The following is a 15,966-nucleotide window of genomic DNA, read 5'->3' as shown; positions in this document are numbered from 1 at the left end:
TATACCTCCTTACCTTTTCTAAATACGACTTTATTATCATACCACTTAGACGATTAATTGAAAAGTATTAATTTTTACTAGTGTTAAATAGAAAAGCATCTTATCAACGGTTATTCAAATTATTTTTCATTTTTAAAGTAGTAATTAATGATATCTCTTCCTAAATCTCCCCCATTTAACCATGGTGGTGGAACAGGTTGATTAGTATATACGATAGAAAAAGCTAATTTAGGATCTTTAACAGGCGCATAACCTATATATGTTGAGTTAACTCTAGGTTGTCCATTTTGATAAACTTCAGCAGTACCAGTTTTACCAGCTGATGGAACAACAGTTTTATGGAAGCTTGCATAGCCTGTACCATCTTTTTCATTGAAAGCCATCTTGAATCCTTGTTTTACTTCATCTATCTCATCTTGAGAATTATTGACTTTATTTAGTATATTACCTTTAATTTTATCTTTTACAGGTCCTACCTGATCACTATTTGTTGCGTCATGTATAGCTAAACCAATGTGTGGTTGTACTCTGTAACCATTATTTGCAATTGTAGATATATATTGTGAAAGTTGAATAGGTGTATAAGTATCATATTGACCTATTGATAAATCTAAATAATTGCCTGGATTATTAGTTAATGGTTCAATTTGACCAATTGTTTCATTTGGTAAATCGATACCTGTTTTAACACCTAATCCTACTTGATTTAGACCTTTTCTCAGTTTTTGACCAGCTTCTTCAATATTATTAGGTAAATTCATACCACTTGAGTAAGGATCACCAGCTAGTCTTAAAGCAGTTTTAAACATATATACGTTTGAAGAATGCATTAATGCTTCTTTGTCGTTAATTAGGACTTTGCCATTTTGGTTAAAGTAAGAACGTTTAGTTAGTCCGCCACTAAAGTGTAAAGGTTCATCAATCATTTCTTCACCGACTTTGATAGTATGATTTTGATAACCAGTTAATAAGGTTGCTCCTTTAACAGAAGAACCGACTGCAAATTGACCAGTAAAATTACCTAAATCATAATCTAGCAGTTCACCTTTTTTATCAATTTGTCTTCCAGCCATTGCAAGAATATCACCATTTTTAGGATTTTGAACAACTACAAGAGCATTGTCCATATTTGTTGCTCCTTGACTACGCAGTGTTTTTATTTCATTTTCTAATAGAGACTCAACTTTTTTCTGTAAATCAATATCAATGGTTAGTTGTAAATCATTTCCGCGTGACCCAGGGTTAATCACTTTAGAACTAATAACTTTACCAGATTTATCAGTAGTGTATTTCAACTGTTTCTTTTTACCACGTAGAATGTCTTCATATTGATATTCTAGATAAGCTTTCCCAACCCTGTCATTTCTAGAATATCCTTTTGCTAAATACTGTTCAGTTAATTCTTTAGGAATACCCTCAGAAGGTGTAGAGACACTACCAAATATACTTCTTAAAGTTTCACCATATGGATATTTTCGATCCCAATCCATTGAAGTATTGACACCAGGTAAATTATCCAATTGTTGAGAAACAGCAGCATATTCCTTTTCACTAACATCTTCATTTTTTATCATTTGCGGATCAAGTGTAGATCCAGCTGACATTTCTCTGTATATAGCTAATACTTGTAAATCATGCTTAGATAAACTATTTAATTGAGTTTCTGTAATTTTACTATGTAATTGTTTATCGTACTGTTCTTGACTTATGCTACCATTGTTAAGCATAGTTGTTTCTTTTTTCATTAATTTATTAACTTCTTTTGGATGATTTTGTATCCAAAAGTCTTGTTTATCTCGCTTTGTAATCTTATCAGTATTCATTGTAATGAGTTTAGCTAATTTTTTAGCGGTGTTTAACATATCTTGTTGACTGGTTTTTCTAGAACGAGTGTAGGTAATTGCTAATTTCGAAGCATTATCAACTAAAATTTTGCCATTTCTATCTAGTATTCTTCCTCGTGGTACGGATTCATTGACAGTAATATTCTCATCATTTTTCACTAATTGACTATAATGTGCACCTTGTGCAATTTGTAAATATCCTAGTCTTAGGACAATTAATACGAAAATCAAAACAATTGCACCAAATATAAAACTAATTCGTTTATTCATCGTATGTTTTATTTTTTCATCATTTGATTTTTCTTTTAATCTTTTAAGCAAGACAACCGACCTCAATTATTAATCATGTATACGTATAAATGATATATGAAATTGTATAATTTTTCTATATTTTTCATAAAAAAAAGTGATCTCCCAAAAAGAGACCACTAATAAATACTTTTTTTATTTATTATTTTGTAGCAGCATTGTATAACTCGTCTACTTTTTCCCAATTTACAACATTCCAGAAAGCACTGATATAATCAGGACGTTTATTTTGATATTTAAGGTAATAAGCATGTTCCCAAACATCTAAACCTAAAATTGGAGTTTTTCCTTCAGTAATAGGGTTATCTTGATTTGGAGTAGTAACAATTTCTAATTTTCCATTATTTACTACTAACCAAGCCCAACCTGAACCAAAACGTGCTGCAGCTTTATCAGCGAATTCTTTTTTAAACTCATCTAAAGAACCCCATTGTTCTTTAATTTTATCAATTACAGTACCTTTTTCTTCAGAATTAGGAGTTAATAATTCCCAGAATAATGAGTGATTTAAATGACCTCCACCATTATTACGTACTGCTGTTTGAATATTTTCAGGTACACTATCTAAATTTGCAACAATTTCTTCAATTGATTTAGATTCTAAATCAGTACCTTCAACTGCAGAATTTAATTTTGTAACATAAGTGTTATGATGTTTGTCATGATGAATTTCCATTGTTTCTTTGTCGATATGTGGTTCTAATGCATCTGCTGCATATGGTAAATTTGGTAATTCAAAAGCCATAAATAATCATCCTCCTAAATTATCTTTACATAAATAATAACAAGCTATGTGATGTGCAACAAATCATTTGCTTTAAATATTATTCACATAGTTGTCATATTTCTTATTATACTCTTCTTATATCTCATTTTAGTAGTTTTTAAACATATATTTCAATATTAGTAGAAATTCAGACTTTTGACCTATAAAAAACTGAGACGCTTACTTACGTCTCAGAACATTTCTCATTTTAATTTATACCTTTATTATGGCAAGTTTCACATATACCATATACCTCTAATTTATGAGTATGAATATCTACATTAGGTAGGAATTGCTTAACTTGCTCAATTGGACAAAAATCTATTACTTTTGTATCCCCACAATTTTCACATATAAAATGATGATGATGATGATTAGTACAAGCGATTCTAAATTTCATTTCTCCATCTAATTCTGTACTTTCAACAATATTTAAATCTTTAAAAAGATGAAGATTACGATAAATAGTATCAAAAGATATACCTGGATAATCATTGTCTAATTGTTGTTGTATATATTTAGCATTAATATATTTATCTTCATTAACAAAGATATTAATCATATCTTCTCTTTTCTTAGTATATTTTAACCCATTGTCTTTTAAAATTTTAATAGCGTCATTTGTATTCATAATTTAATGCTCCTTTTTGGCAGTTCGTTTAGTTTTCTGTAGTAACATCGTTATTCCTAAAATTAGAACTAATAATACCACGATGACACCACCAGGAGATATATTAATATAAAATGCTAAGGTAAGCCCTAGAATAACAGAACATTCACCTATAACAATACTTAAGATAATCAACTGTTTAAATCCTTTAGTTAATCGCATTGCTATAGCCACAGGTAATGTAATTAATGCACTCACGAGTAAAATTCCTACTACTCTCATTGATGCAGAAATGACCATAGCAACAATCGTTATAAATAAAAACTGAATCCATTTTGGAATATTAATAACCTTACTATATTCCTCATCAAAAGATAAAATAAATAATTCTTTGTATAATAAAAGAATGAATAATAATACGACGATTGAAATAATCGTAATTGTGATTAAGTCACTTAAATTTACAGCACTAATTGAACCGAATAATAACCCAACAATTTCTTGATTGAACCCATCAGCTAGAGAAATAAAAATTGCACTTAATGCAATTCCTGCACTCATTATAATTGGAATTGCAATTTCTTGATAGTTTGAATATGAAGTTCTTAATTTTTCTATAAGTAAAGCTCCAACTATTGCAAAGATTATACCAAACCACATAGGGTTTATAAATGCTAATGCTGGTGATAAGGTAATAATAAACATTCCAAACGAAATACCGCCTAGTGTGACGTGACTTAAAGCATCAGCAATTAATGATAATCGCCTTACTACTATAAATGCACCAATTAAAGGTGCAATAAAACCAATCAATATCCCACTTAAAAGTGAATATCTCATAAAATCAAAATTTAACAATGCTTCAATCATGATATTCACCTCTTAATTCAATCCATATACTTATCATAATTAACTCCTATTTAAAATTATGCTTCACAGCATGAACGATTATGTTGATGATCAACAAATTTAATTGGATGACCATATATTTTTGAAATTTCAACTTCATCAAGAGACTTAAATTCTTCAGTAGAACCGTGGAAATGAAGATGTTTATTTAAGCAAGCGACTTTTGTAGCTGTGTCTACCACAACGCCTATATCATGAGTAACTAAAATAATCGTTATACCTTCTTCTTTTAAATGTTGCAAGGTGGCATAGAATTCATTCACATGTTTTGCATCAATCCCATTTGTCGGTTCGTCTAATACTAAGACGGATGGATTTGAAATTAAAGCGCGTGCAATTAGTACACGTTGTTGTTGTCCACCTGATAATTCTGCAATATTTTTATTCTTTAGATGATGAATGTTTAAACGATGTAAAACATTATCTACTTGTTGTTCATCACTTTTATTAAACCACTGAAAAATTCTTTTCGTTTTAGTTAAACCACTTAAAACAACTTCTTTCACACTAGCAGGAAATCCTGCAGTAAAAGCATTGGCTTTTTGAGATACATAACTAATTTTTAATGCAGATTGAGTATTTTTTTTATAATATTTCCCGTCAATGTATATTTCACCGTGTTGTAATGGTAACAAGCCAAGAATAACCTTTAAAAGAGTAGATTTACCGGCTCCATTAGGACCAACAATTGCAAGAAAGTCACCTTTATTAATTCGAATATTAATGTTTTCTAATACTTGTTTATTATCAAAATAATAATCAATATTTTTTAATTCAAAAACAGGTTGATTCATCTTTTCACCTCGCTAAATACTATACAATTATATATGTTTTTTGTAAATAGTAATGTTTACGAATTAAAACAAGAGTAAGATAGCCTCTTTGTAGATTATGCTATCTTACTCTTATTTTAATTATTGATTCAATATTTTTTCTTTTAATTTGGGGTCAAAAATTTGAGATTTTAACATTTCGATTTCAAAGCGATAAGGCGGCTTTTTATTTTTCTTATCTTCTCCTACATAAGGAGTTTCAAGGATTTTAGGAATGTCTTTAAAAGCTTCATGATGTACCACATTATTCAAGGCGTCAAAACCAATATATCCAAATCCAATATTTTCGTGTCGGTCTTTATGTGCACCTTGTTCATTTTTACTATCATTTACATGAACAACTTTAATACGGTCTATTCCAATGATTTTATCAAACTCATTCAAAACTCCATCAAAATCATTTTTGATATTATAACCAGCATCATGTGTATGACAGGTATCAAAGCAAATAGATAATCGATCGTTATGTGTCACACCATCAATAATGCGAGCAAGTTCTTCAAAACTACGTCCAATTTCTGTTCCTTTCCCAGCCATTGTTTCAAGTGCAATTCGTACATCATGATCATGTGTTAATACTTCATTTAATCCTTTAATAATCTGATTAATTCCTTTATCTGCACCGGCACCTACATGCGCACCTGGATGTAAGACAATATCTTTCGCTCCTATAGCTTGCGTGCGTTCAATCTCATTTTGAAGGAAATTCACACCTAGTTCGTAAACTTCAGGCTTCGTTGTATTTGCTATATTTATTATGTAAGGAGCGTGTACAACAATATTGGATAAACCATATTGTTCCATAACTTTATGACCTTTTTCAATATTTAAATCGTTTATATTTTTTCTTCTTGTATTTTGAGGTGCACCTGTATAAATCATAAATGTTGATTCACCAAATTGATGTGCTTCTTCGGCCGATCCTTCTAACATTTTTTTACCACTCATTGATACATGTGAGCCAATTAACATTTGTTTCACCTAACCTTTTTTATTGTTTTTTCGTTGTTGTCTACTACGTTGTTTACTGTATTGCTTTCTCTCTTGTCGTTTCATTCTTTCTACTTCTTGTTTAAATTTCTTTTTATAGCCTGGTTTAACTTTATTTTTAGATTTACTTCTTACTTTATGTTTTACTTGATTTGTTAAATGATCATCTTTACGTTCACGTTTATGACGTGTATTGTGCGCTTTGATTGGCTTAAGTTCTCCATTTTTAATATCAACATTATCAAAGTGATAGCCTTTATCTTCAATAAGAGAAATATTATGTTCTTCATCTGGGCTATATAACGTTATAGCCACGCCTTTATAATTTCCACGTCCTGTTCTACCCACTCTATGAGTAAAGAAATCAATATCATTAGGAACATCAAAATTTACTACATGACTAACGCCTTCAATATCAATTCCTCTTGAAGCTAAATCACTTGCAATAACATATTGGAAATCTAAATTCCGAATACGTTTCATTTGTTGTTTACGTTCTCTAGGTGTTAAACCGCCATGAATCATACCTACTTTAATGCCAGACTCATTAAGAGATTGAGCAAGTTCATTTGCATTTTCTCTACTGTTACAAAAAATAATACATAGATATGGATTTAGTATATCAATTAATTGTAAAGTTTTATCAACTTTTTCAGTTCCTTTAGTAGGAATCAAATAAAATTCAATATTTTTTTTATTTTGGGATTTGTTATCAACTACAACATATTCAGGGTGACTAAGATACTTATTTAAAAACGGTTCTAATGATTTTGGAATTGTTGCACTAAAGACTGCAATATTAGCATTTTCATCTAAACGAGCAGCAATATAATCCACATCTTCTATTAACCCTAAATCAATGAGTAAATCTGCTTCATCGATAATTAAATATGATGCCTTATGAATATGCAAATGTCCACTCTGAGCTAAATCATTGATTCGTGTTGGTGTACCAATCACTAATTGAGGTTGTTGATTTGTTCGTTGTTTATCTTTCTCTATGTCAGTACCACCAATAAATAAACTTACTTTAATATCTGATTGAAAACTAGCTAGATGACTAGCCACTTTATATAATTGTTGTGCTAATTCACGAGTTGGTGCAACAACAATACTTTGAGGTTCTTTAATGTCAGTATTAATTAAATCTATTAAAGGTAATAAAAAGGCGTGTGATTTGCCAGTACCGGTTTGTGATTGACCAATTAAATTAGTCCCTTTTTTATACGTGGAATAATTCTATTTTGAATTTCAGTAGGTTTATTAAAATTTAAATCTTTAACTGCATCAATAAGATTTGGATTTAAATTAAATATTTCAAATGGATGATTAGCCATTCATCTGGCCTCCTTTGTATTGTTTTAAATATAATTAAATGGATCTGTATTTATTTCTGAAGCTTCTATATTAAACTGCTTACTATCATTACTAAATAACCATCGTCCTAGTAAGTCTTTAAGTCCTTCTTTCATAACGTACTCACTATAATGATTGATATCTAATAAATGAATGCCATTAGTTTTAGCATCAAGTGCATCATGATGTTTTATGTCTCCAGTAACGAAAACATCTGCTCCCTTTTTAAAAGCACTAGTTTCAAAACCGATACCAGCACCTCCGATAATAGCAACTGTTTTAATTAACGCTTCTGAAGGACCTGTATAACGAACGCTAGGAATATTTAAATGTGCTTTAGCATATTTAGCAAAATCTTCTAAATTTAATGGTTCATTTAGTTCACCTATTTTTCCAAGACCATAATTAGCAGATGTCGTCATCTTAATAAAATCGTATACAGGTGTTTCATAAGGATGGTAATTAATAATTGCATTTTTAGCAATACTTAATTGATCTTTACGAATCATAAATTCTACCTTCACTTCATTTACATGTTCAATTCGATTTAGTTCTCCAATATGAGGGCGAGCGTCTCCAACTGGTTTGAATTGACCTTTACCTTTGGACTCAAAGAAACAATATTCATAATTCCCTTCTTTTGCTAGACCAATATTATTTATATGATATTTAAATGATTCTAGATTTTCTTCCGGAATGTAAGTTTGTACTTTATAATAAAAAGATTCTTCTTCATTTAAAAATCTAATATTAGTTAAATTTAATTTTTTTGCTAGCATCTCATTGACACCATCAATGTGATTATCTAAATTGGTGTGTAAAGCAATAAGTTGAATATCATTTTGAATAAGCATGTGTATCAATTTACCGTATCCATCATTAACTAATGATTTAACACCTTTAAAAATTAAAGGGTGATGCGCAATAATTGTATTGTATCCTTTGCTAATTGCCTCTTCTATTACTTCCATTGTGCAATCTAATGCTGTCAAAATACCTGTTATTTCTTTAGTGTCATCTCCAATTAATAAACCCACATTATCCCAGCTTTCAGCAGTTTTAAGGGGAACATGTTGGTCAATAATTGACATTAGTTCTTTAATTTTCATTATAGAGCACCTCTCTTATCATTGATATCTCTTCTTCAATCTCTTCTAGTCTCTCATGATGTTGTATTGGATTCAATTGATTACGAATATACTCTAAAGCTGCTAACTCTCTTTCCCATTTTTTTATAAAAATATCGTTTTTATGATTTAAAAGAATAGGACCAAATTTAAGTGATTTCTTATTAAGAAGATTAAGATTTTCTTTCCATTCACTAACTACAATTTCATAGATATGCCCTTTTTCTTCTAAAATTTCTTCAGCAATAATATCATAATTAAGATGTTGAAGTGTCTTGCGTAAGGTTTCAGTTTGAATATTACTTTGCAAAATTAGACGTGGTTGATGTGCAAGTTTATTTTTACCCTCATCTAATATTTTCGCTATCAAAGGTCCACCCATTCCACAAATTGTGACATTATCTACTTTATCTTTCTCAGTTAGAATACTAAGACCATCACCTAATCGAACATCGATATGTTGAGTAAGTTGATGCTGTGCTACATTCGTTTTAGCAGCTGTATAAGGTCCTTTTATTACTTCACCAGCAATAGCATCATCGCATAGATGATGTTGTAATGCATAAATAGGTAAATAAGCGTGATCAGAACCGATATCAGCTAATGAATTAGGTAATAAGTATTGGCTTACAACTTTTAATCTATGATTTAATGATATCATTGTTATCTCCTTTATTATAAAAAGAGGCTAGGACATAGTATTGTCTTAGCCTCAAATTTCTTTATACATAACATCTATCGTTAACTCAGATTTAGCATTAATCTTAGTCCATAAAATCTTTAAGACGCTTGCTACGACTTGGATGTCTTAATTTTCTAAGCGCTTTAGCTTCGATTTGACGAATACGTTCTCTTGTAACACCGAACACTTTACCTACTTCTTCTAATGTTCTAGTTCGTCCGTCATCAAGGCCAAATCTTAAACGTAAAACATTTTCTTCTCTATCAGTAAGTGTATCTAAAACGTCTTCTAATTGTTCTTTCAATAACTCATAAGCAGCATGGTCAGAAGGACTTTGTGCTTCTTGATCTTCAATAAAGTCTCCTAAGTGACTGTCATCTTCTTCACCTATTGGCGTTTCTAGGGATACTGGCTCTTGAGCTATTTTAAGTATTTCGCGAACTTTTTCAGGTGGTAAATCCATTTCTTCACCAATTTCTTCAGGAGCAGGATCACGACCTAAATCTTGTAATAATTGTCTTTGTACGCGAATAAGCTTATTAATTGTTTCAACCATATGCACAGGAATACGGATGGTGCGAGCTTGGTCAGCAATAGCACGTGTAATGGCTTGTCTAATCCACCATGTAGCATAAGTAGAAAATTTAAATCCTTTACTAAAATCGAACTTTTCTACTGCTTTGATAAGCCCCATATTTCCCTCTTGGATTAAGTCTAAGAAAAGCATACCACGACCAACATATCGTTTCGCAATACTTACAACTAATCGCAAGTTGGCTTCTGCAAGGCGAGATTTTGCTACTTCATCACCTTGTTCAATACGTTTAGCTAATTCAATTTCTTCTTGTGCGCTAAGAAGATTTACACGTCCAATTTCTTTTAAGTACATTCTTACAGGATCATTAATTTTAACACCTGGAGGCGCACTTAAGTCATTTGGATTTAATTTTTCATCTGTATCTGAACTATCTTTTTCATTTACTAAACTAATATCGTTATCATTTAGTTGGTCAAAGAAATCATCCATTTGGTCGGAATCCATGTCAAAATTTTGCAGCTTTTCAGCAATTTCTTCATGACTTAGATGACCTTCCTTTTTACCTTTTTCAATTAATTGTTTTTTAACATCTTCTAATGTTAAAGTCGGATCAATTGTTTGTTTTTTGATTTTAACTTGGTTATCAGACATGAAAAGGCCTCCCAATCGTATTTTCAACTTTCAATTAAGATATTTAATTATATAATAAATTATTATAATAAGAAAAGTATATTTTATAATAAACATGAAATATTATCATTCTATAGGTAATAAAATGATATCCTTATTTCATAAATATTTAACTTATTATTTCTCTACCCTTTAAAAAAGCATAATAACCATTATACAGTAATGGTTATTAAATATAAATACTATATTAAAAGTTTAATATTTGTTTATATTCCTTTAATTTAAATGTTCATCTACATGCGTTGCTTGTTTTTATTAACTATCATTTGTAAATAATACTTTTGAGATTCTACGTCACCAATTCTAAGTGCTTCTTTTAATTTATGATTAAGTTCTTCAATAGAATCTTCATATTTGTTTTCATTTAAAGTTGAGATATATTCTTCAATTTCTAAATCATAAGGTTCTCGATTTAATTCATAATCATCAAGCTGTATGATTGCTTCTCTAATATCTTTATCTTCAATGTATAATATTAAATCACTAATCGAATAGTAATCATTTTCAGAATAATAATCGGTTAGCACTTTAAAAATACTTTGGAAATATTTATTCGTAAAATCATTTGCTTCAAGTTGTCGATTATAATTTAGAAATACATCTTTATCCATCATAAAGTGTTTTAATAAAGCTCTTTGTGCTTTTTCACTTTTGTTTAAATGTGTAAAAACAATATTTAAATTTTGAGAATTTAAATTCGAGTTATCATTGGTATTTCCAATATAGTCTTCTTCATATGAGATAAATTCAGGTTGTTGATGTACATTGGACATAATAGTATTGGCATCAATATTGAAAATGTCAGCTACGTCATTCACAATTTTATTTTTTAATATTGAAGATCTGACAAATGAAAGATCTTCAGTAATCTCTTTAAAGTGACGCTCATAAGCTAGATCATTATTTTCAATTTCATCTCGATAGAATTGAACTTTGTAAATAATAAACGATTTCTTCTCATTATTTATAAATTCTATAAATTTTTCTTTACCGAATTTAACTATATATTCATCGGGATCCATGTTTTTTGGTAATTGTACTACAAATACATTCAATCCATGTTTAAGTAAATGTTCTCCAGTTTTTAAAATGGCCTCTTGACCAGCAAAGTCTCCATCAAACATTAAAGTTATATTAGAGGTTAATTTTTTTAACACTGTAATGTGATCTTCTGATAATGCTGTACCCATACTTGCTACTACTGTTTTTAATCCAGCGTAATCAGCTTTAATTACATCCATGAATCCTTCTAACAACATTACTTCATCATTTTTTCTAATTGACTTTCTTGCGCTATCAAGATTATAAAGTAATCGTCTCTTTTGAAAAATCGGTGTCTCAGGACTATTTAAATACTTAGGCTCTTGATTGTTATAAGTTCTACCAGAAAAACCGACAATTCTTCCTTGAGCGTTTTTTAAAGGAAACATAATGCGATCTCTAAAACGATCATAGTAACTAAAATTTTCTTCGTTACGTGATAACAAACCAGCTTCATAAGCTAGTTCTATGTCATATCCTTTTTGTTGTAAAAAGTCATGACAAAAGTGAGCGTTATTAGGGGCATACCCAATTCCACGAGATTTTATTAATTCTTCAGTGAAACCACGATTTACAAGATAATTTAAAGCTTCTTCACCTTCTACGGATTTCATTAATGCATACATATAATATTCATTAATTAATTCATGCATTTCAATCATTTTTAAGTCTTCAGATGCTATCTGCGTTGTAGATGGATTAGAATGACCAATATCTACTTTTATATTAACGCGTTCTCCAAGTTCTTGTACTGCTTCTACGAATGAAATGTCCTTAATGTCTTGAATAAATTGAAAAACATTTCCACCTTTTTTACAACCAAAGCAATGGCATATTTGTTTATCTTCAGAAACTGTAAACGAAGGTGTTTTTTCATCATGAAAAGGACACAAACCAATGTAATTGCGTCCTCTTTTTTCTAATTTCACATATTCACTTACTAAATCTAAAATATCTGTTTTTTCCTTTATTTCGTTGATTACAGACTGTTCTATACGCAATATATATCACCTATTAAATAGTAGTCATAGTATTATACACTTTTATAGAAGGTTTTTAAATATTTATGCTTTACTTTCAATGATTTGTATAACATCATTTGCTGTTTCTTCAATAGCCTTATCAGATACATCAATAACAGGACATCCTATTTTTTCGACAATTTTTTCAAAATATTGAATTTCTTCTTTAATTCTATCTTCAGTAGCATATCTAGCATGCTCACCTAATCCTAATTGTTTAAGTCGTTGTTTTCTTATTAAATTAAGTTTATCTTCACTAATCTTTAATGCTATACATTTATTTGGATTAATTTTAAACAATTCGTCTGGTGGCGTTACCTCTGGAACTAGAGGAATGTTCATTACTTTATAGCTTTTATGCGCTAAATACTGAGATAGAGGTGTCTTAGAAGTTCTTGAAATGCCAATTAAAACAATATCTGCCTTAGGTAATCCTTTCGCATCTTTGCCATCATCATATTTTACCGCAAATTCAATTGCATCTATTTTTTTGAAATAGGCATCGTCTAATTTATGAACTCTGCCTGGCTGATTATACGGCTCCTCATCGTGCGTTTGATTAAGTAGTGTCATTAGAGGACCCATTATATCAACAGCTTTTAAGGAGAAAGCGTCTACTTTTTTCTTCATATATGCTTTGATTTTTGGTTCTACTAACGTATATACAATAATTGCATTTTTATCTATAGCGACCTGTATAACTTCATCTATATCCTTAAAGGTTTCTATATAAGGATATCTCAAAAAACCATGTTTACAAGCTTTAGGATTAAATTGAGCGACGCAAGCACTAGCAACCAACTCAGCTGTATCTCCTATTGAATCAGATGCAATGATTATCTTTATATTTTCCATTGTTTATCACCTATTCTTTAAATAATGAAACAAATAATTTTGTTATTGTTGTTTTAGATATTCTACCTACAACTTTATATTTACTATTTTCTTTTTTTCTAACAACGGGAATTGAATCAATTTCCTTATCTATCATTTGACTTGCTGCATAGATGACGAGGTCTTCTTCTTCTAAATAAACAATATTAGGCATACGTGACATGATGACACTTATAGGCATAGTATGAATATCTTGCCCAATCATAGAGGCACGTAACAAATCTTTTCGCGAGCTCACACCAATCAATTCATCTTTTTGATTAGTAATAAATAATGTTCCTGTATCTTCTAAAAATATAGTACATATAGCATCATAAATTGTCATATCTTCTTTAACGATAACAGGTAGAGACATATGATCTTTTATTATATATTGACGTAAATGATCACTGACTAATTTATTCTTAGATTTACCTGAATAATAATAACCCACACGTGGTCTAGCTTCAATAAAACCAGACATAGTTAAAATAGCTAAATCAGGACGTAAAGTAGCACGAGTTAAATTAAGTTTATCTGCTATATGTTCACCTGTTATCGGGCCACCATCTTTAACTATTTCAATTATTTGTTCTTGTCTTTTACTTAATTCTATAGGTCTTCACCCCTTTTAATTTCATTTTTATTATACCTATTTATATATATACCTACAAATACATATAAATCCTTGCTATTCAATTTTCTATGAATTAAAATATGATTAAGCGAGTTAAGGTCGGTGGAAGCTTAACATTTCAAAAATTGGCTTATCAATATCATTACATAAAAGCGAGTGTCTACACTAATTTGGGTGGAACCGCGGGTTATTTTGTTAACACTATATATTTATATAGATGAATTATTAACTCGTCCCAAGATAATAATAAGTATTATTTTATATTTATTTATTGTCTTGGGACGTTTTTATTTTAAAAGGAGAGATAATATGGTTAAAGATATGGATACTATTGTATCACTAGCTAAGCATAGAGGATTTGTATTCCCAGGTAGTGATATTTACGGTGGTTTATCTAATACATGGGATTATGGTCCATTAGGTGTTGAATTAAAAAATAATATTAAAAAAGCATGGTGGCAAAAATTCATTACTCAATCACCATACAATGTTGGGATTGATGCTGCCATTTTAATGAATCCAAAAACTTGGGAAGCATCTGGTCATTTAGGTAATTTTAACGACCCAATGATTGATAATAAAGATAGTAAAATTCGCTATCGTGCAGATAAATTAATCGAAGACTATATGCAAAATGAAAAAGGTGACGAAAATTTCATTGCTGATGGCTTAAGTTTTGAGGAAATGAAACGTATTATCGATGATGAAGGCATTGTATGTCCTGTAAGTGGGACTGCTAATTGGACAGATATTCGTCAATTTAACTTAATGTTTAAAACATTCCAAGGTGTTACTGAGGACTCTACTAATGAACTATTTTTACGTCCAGAAACTGCTCAAGGTATTTTCGTAAATTATAAAAATGTTCAACGTTCAATGCGTAAAAAATTACCATTTGGTATTGGTCAAATCGGTAAATCATTCCGTAATGAAATCACGCCTGGTAACTTTATTTTTAGAACAAGAGAATTTGAACAAATGGAATTAGAATTCTTCTGTAAACCTGGTGAAGAAATTGAATGGCAAAATTACTGGAAAACATTTGCAAGTCAATGGTTAAAAGATTTAAACATCAATGAAGAAAATATGAGATTACGCGATCATGATGAAGAAGAATTATCTCACTATTCTAATGCGACTACAGATATTGAATATAAATTCCCATTTGGTTGGGGCGAATTATGGGGTATTGCAAGCCGTACTGATTTTGACTTGAAAAAGCACAGTGAACATTCTGGTGAAGATTTCAGATATCATGATCCAGAAACAAATGAGAAATATATTCCATATTGTATTGAACCTTCTTTAGGGGCAGATCGTGTTACATTAGCTTTCTTATGTGATGCTTATGATGAAGAAGGCGTTGAAGGTAGTAAAGATGCTCGTACAGTAATGCATTTCCACCCTGCTTTAGCGCCATATAAAGCTGCTGTTTTACCATTAAGTAAAAAATTATCTGAAGAAGCAATTAAAATCTTTGAACAATTAAGTTCTAAGTTTTCTGTTGATTTTGATGAATCACAATCAATTGGTAAGCGTTATCGTCGTCAAGATGAGATCGGTACTCCTTACTGTATTACATTTGATTTTGATTCATTAGAAGATAATCAAGTTACAGTACGTGATAGAGATTCTATGGAACAAGTTCGTATGCCAATCTCAGAATTAGAAACATTCTTAGCTGAAAAAGTTAAGTTTTAATATAACAAGAACCCACTTATTACTTACTATGAGTAATA

At 30.2% G+C, this 15,966-nt stretch carries 13 protein-coding genes and 1 pseudogene; 1 reads left to right on the top strand and 13 read right to left on the bottom strand.

Going from position 1 to position 15,966, the window contains the following annotated elements; all coding sequences use genetic code 11:
* Positions 1-119: 119 nt before the first annotated feature.
* From HMPREF2930_RS03275 to HMPREF2930_RS03215, 13 genes and pseudogenes are all read right to left on the bottom strand, one after another.
* The gene (locus tag HMPREF2930_RS03275) at positions 120-2,165 is read right to left on the bottom strand and encodes a peptidoglycan D,D-transpeptidase FtsI family protein (protein ID WP_017176230.1); all 2,046 of its coding nucleotides are present in this window, start codon (positions 2,163-2,165) and stop codon (positions 120-122) included.
* 130 nt (positions 2,166-2,295) lie between these two features.
* Entirely contained in the window at positions 2,296-2,898 is a 603-nt protein-coding gene (locus tag HMPREF2930_RS03270) for a superoxide dismutase (RefSeq protein ID WP_017176229.1), read from the bottom strand.
* 229 nt (positions 2,899-3,127) lie between these two features.
* Positions 3,128-3,550, bottom strand: coding sequence for a Fur family transcriptional regulator (locus HMPREF2930_RS03265; protein ID WP_002455286.1), 423 nt, complete (start codon positions 3,548-3,550; stop codon positions 3,128-3,130).
* Between the two features lie 3 nt (positions 3,551-3,553).
* Positions 3,554-4,399 carry a metal ABC transporter permease gene (locus tag HMPREF2930_RS03260; protein ID WP_017176228.1) on the bottom strand — a complete coding sequence of 282 codons (846 nt, stop codon included), beginning with the start codon at positions 4,397-4,399 and terminating at the stop codon, positions 3,554-3,556.
* A gap of 56 nt (positions 4,400-4,455) precedes the next feature.
* The gene (locus tag HMPREF2930_RS03255) at positions 4,456-5,232 is read right to left on the bottom strand and encodes a metal ABC transporter ATP-binding protein (protein WP_017176227.1); all 777 of its coding nucleotides are present in this window, start codon (positions 5,230-5,232) and stop codon (positions 4,456-4,458) included.
* 120 nt (positions 5,233-5,352) lie between these two features.
* Positions 5,353-6,243 (bottom strand): deoxyribonuclease IV, encoded by an 891-nt coding sequence (locus HMPREF2930_RS03250; protein WP_017176226.1) that lies wholly within the window; start codon positions 6,241-6,243, stop codon positions 5,353-5,355.
* 9 nt (positions 6,244-6,252) lie between these two features.
* Positions 6,253-7,598, bottom strand: a pseudogene (locus tag HMPREF2930_RS03245) (DEAD/DEAH box helicase).
* Between the two features lie 24 nt (positions 7,599-7,622).
* Positions 7,623-8,726: a Nif3-like dinuclear metal center hexameric protein gene (locus tag HMPREF2930_RS03240; RefSeq protein WP_017176224.1), complete on the bottom strand. Its 1,104-nt coding sequence runs from the start codon at positions 8,724-8,726 to the stop codon at positions 7,623-7,625.
* Positions 8,716-9,405: a tRNA (adenine(22)-N(1))-methyltransferase gene (locus HMPREF2930_RS03235; protein ID WP_070597238.1), complete on the bottom strand. Its 690-nt coding sequence runs from the start codon at positions 9,403-9,405 to the stop codon at positions 8,716-8,718. The genes HMPREF2930_RS03240 and HMPREF2930_RS03235 overlap by 11 nt, the downstream gene beginning before the upstream one ends.
* A 103-nt stretch (positions 9,406-9,508) precedes the next feature.
* On the bottom strand, positions 9,509-10,615 hold the full coding sequence (rpoD, locus tag HMPREF2930_RS03230) for an RNA polymerase sigma factor RpoD (protein ID WP_002449793.1): 1,107 nt from the start codon (positions 10,613-10,615) through the stop codon (positions 9,509-9,511).
* A 272-nt stretch (positions 10,616-10,887) separates the two neighbouring features.
* The gene (gene dnaG, locus HMPREF2930_RS03225; protein WP_017176222.1) at positions 10,888-12,696 is read right to left on the bottom strand and encodes a DNA primase; all 1,809 of its coding nucleotides are present in this window, start codon (positions 12,694-12,696) and stop codon (positions 10,888-10,890) included.
* Between the two features lie 63 nt (positions 12,697-12,759).
* The gene (locus HMPREF2930_RS03220) at positions 12,760-13,572 is read right to left on the bottom strand and encodes a pyruvate, water dikinase regulatory protein (protein ID WP_017176221.1); all 813 of its coding nucleotides are present in this window, start codon (positions 13,570-13,572) and stop codon (positions 12,760-12,762) included.
* Between the two features lie 10 nt (positions 13,573-13,582).
* Positions 13,583-14,206 carry a transcriptional regulator CcpN gene (locus HMPREF2930_RS03215; protein WP_072291429.1) on the bottom strand — a complete coding sequence of 208 codons (624 nt, stop codon included), beginning with the start codon at positions 14,204-14,206 and terminating at the stop codon, positions 13,583-13,585.
* A gap of 330 nt (positions 14,207-14,536) precedes the next feature.
* Here HMPREF2930_RS03215 and HMPREF2930_RS03210 point away from each other — a divergent pair, with 330 nt between their 5' ends.
* The gene (locus HMPREF2930_RS03210) at positions 14,537-15,928 is read left to right on the top strand and encodes a glycine--tRNA ligase (RefSeq protein WP_017176219.1); all 1,392 of its coding nucleotides are present in this window, start codon (positions 14,537-14,539) and stop codon (positions 15,926-15,928) included.
* The last annotated feature ends 38 nt before the right edge of the window (positions 15,929-15,966 follow it).

Source organism: Staphylococcus sp. HMSC068C09 (genome assembly GCF_001813735.1).
Taxonomy (GTDB): Bacteria; Bacillota; Bacilli; order Staphylococcales; family Staphylococcaceae; genus Staphylococcus; species Staphylococcus hominis.
This window is presented reverse-complemented; position numbering and strand designations above follow the sequence as displayed.

Bases quoted from the DNA above. Each gene is read 5' to 3' on its own strand.
- HMPREF2930_RS03260 (WP_017176228.1), bottom strand. From the start codon at position 4,399: ATGATTGAAGCATTGTTAAATTTTGATTTTATGAGATATTCACTTTTA.
- rpoD (WP_002449793.1), bottom strand. From the start codon at position 10,615: ATGTCTGATAACCAAGTTAAAATCAAAAAACAAACAATTGATCCGACT.
- HMPREF2930_RS03250 (WP_017176226.1), bottom strand. From the start codon at position 6,243: ATGTTAATTGGCTCACATGTATCAATGAGTGGTAAAAAAATGTTAGAA.
- HMPREF2930_RS03270 (WP_017176229.1), bottom strand. From the start codon at position 2,898: ATGGCTTTTGAATTACCAAATTTACCATATGCAGCAGATGCATTAGAA.
- HMPREF2930_RS03255 (WP_017176227.1), bottom strand. From the start codon at position 5,232: ATGAATCAACCTGTTTTTGAATTAAAAAATATTGATTATTATTTTGAT.
- HMPREF2930_RS03220 (WP_017176221.1), bottom strand. From the start codon at position 13,572: ATGGAAAATATAAAGATAATCATTGCATCTGATTCAATAGGAGATACA.
- HMPREF2930_RS03210 (WP_017176219.1), top strand. From the start codon at position 14,537: ATGGTTAAAGATATGGATACTATTGTATCACTAGCTAAGCATAGAGGA.
- HMPREF2930_RS03240 (WP_017176224.1), bottom strand. From the start codon at position 8,726: ATGAAAATTAAAGAACTAATGTCAATTATTGACCAACATGTTCCCCTT.
- HMPREF2930_RS03265 (WP_002455286.1), bottom strand. From the start codon at position 3,550: ATGAATACAAATGACGCTATTAAAATTTTAAAAGACAATGGGTTAAAA.
- HMPREF2930_RS03235 (WP_070597238.1), bottom strand. From the start codon at position 9,405: ATGATATCATTAAATCATAGATTAAAAGTTGTAAGCCAATACTTATTA.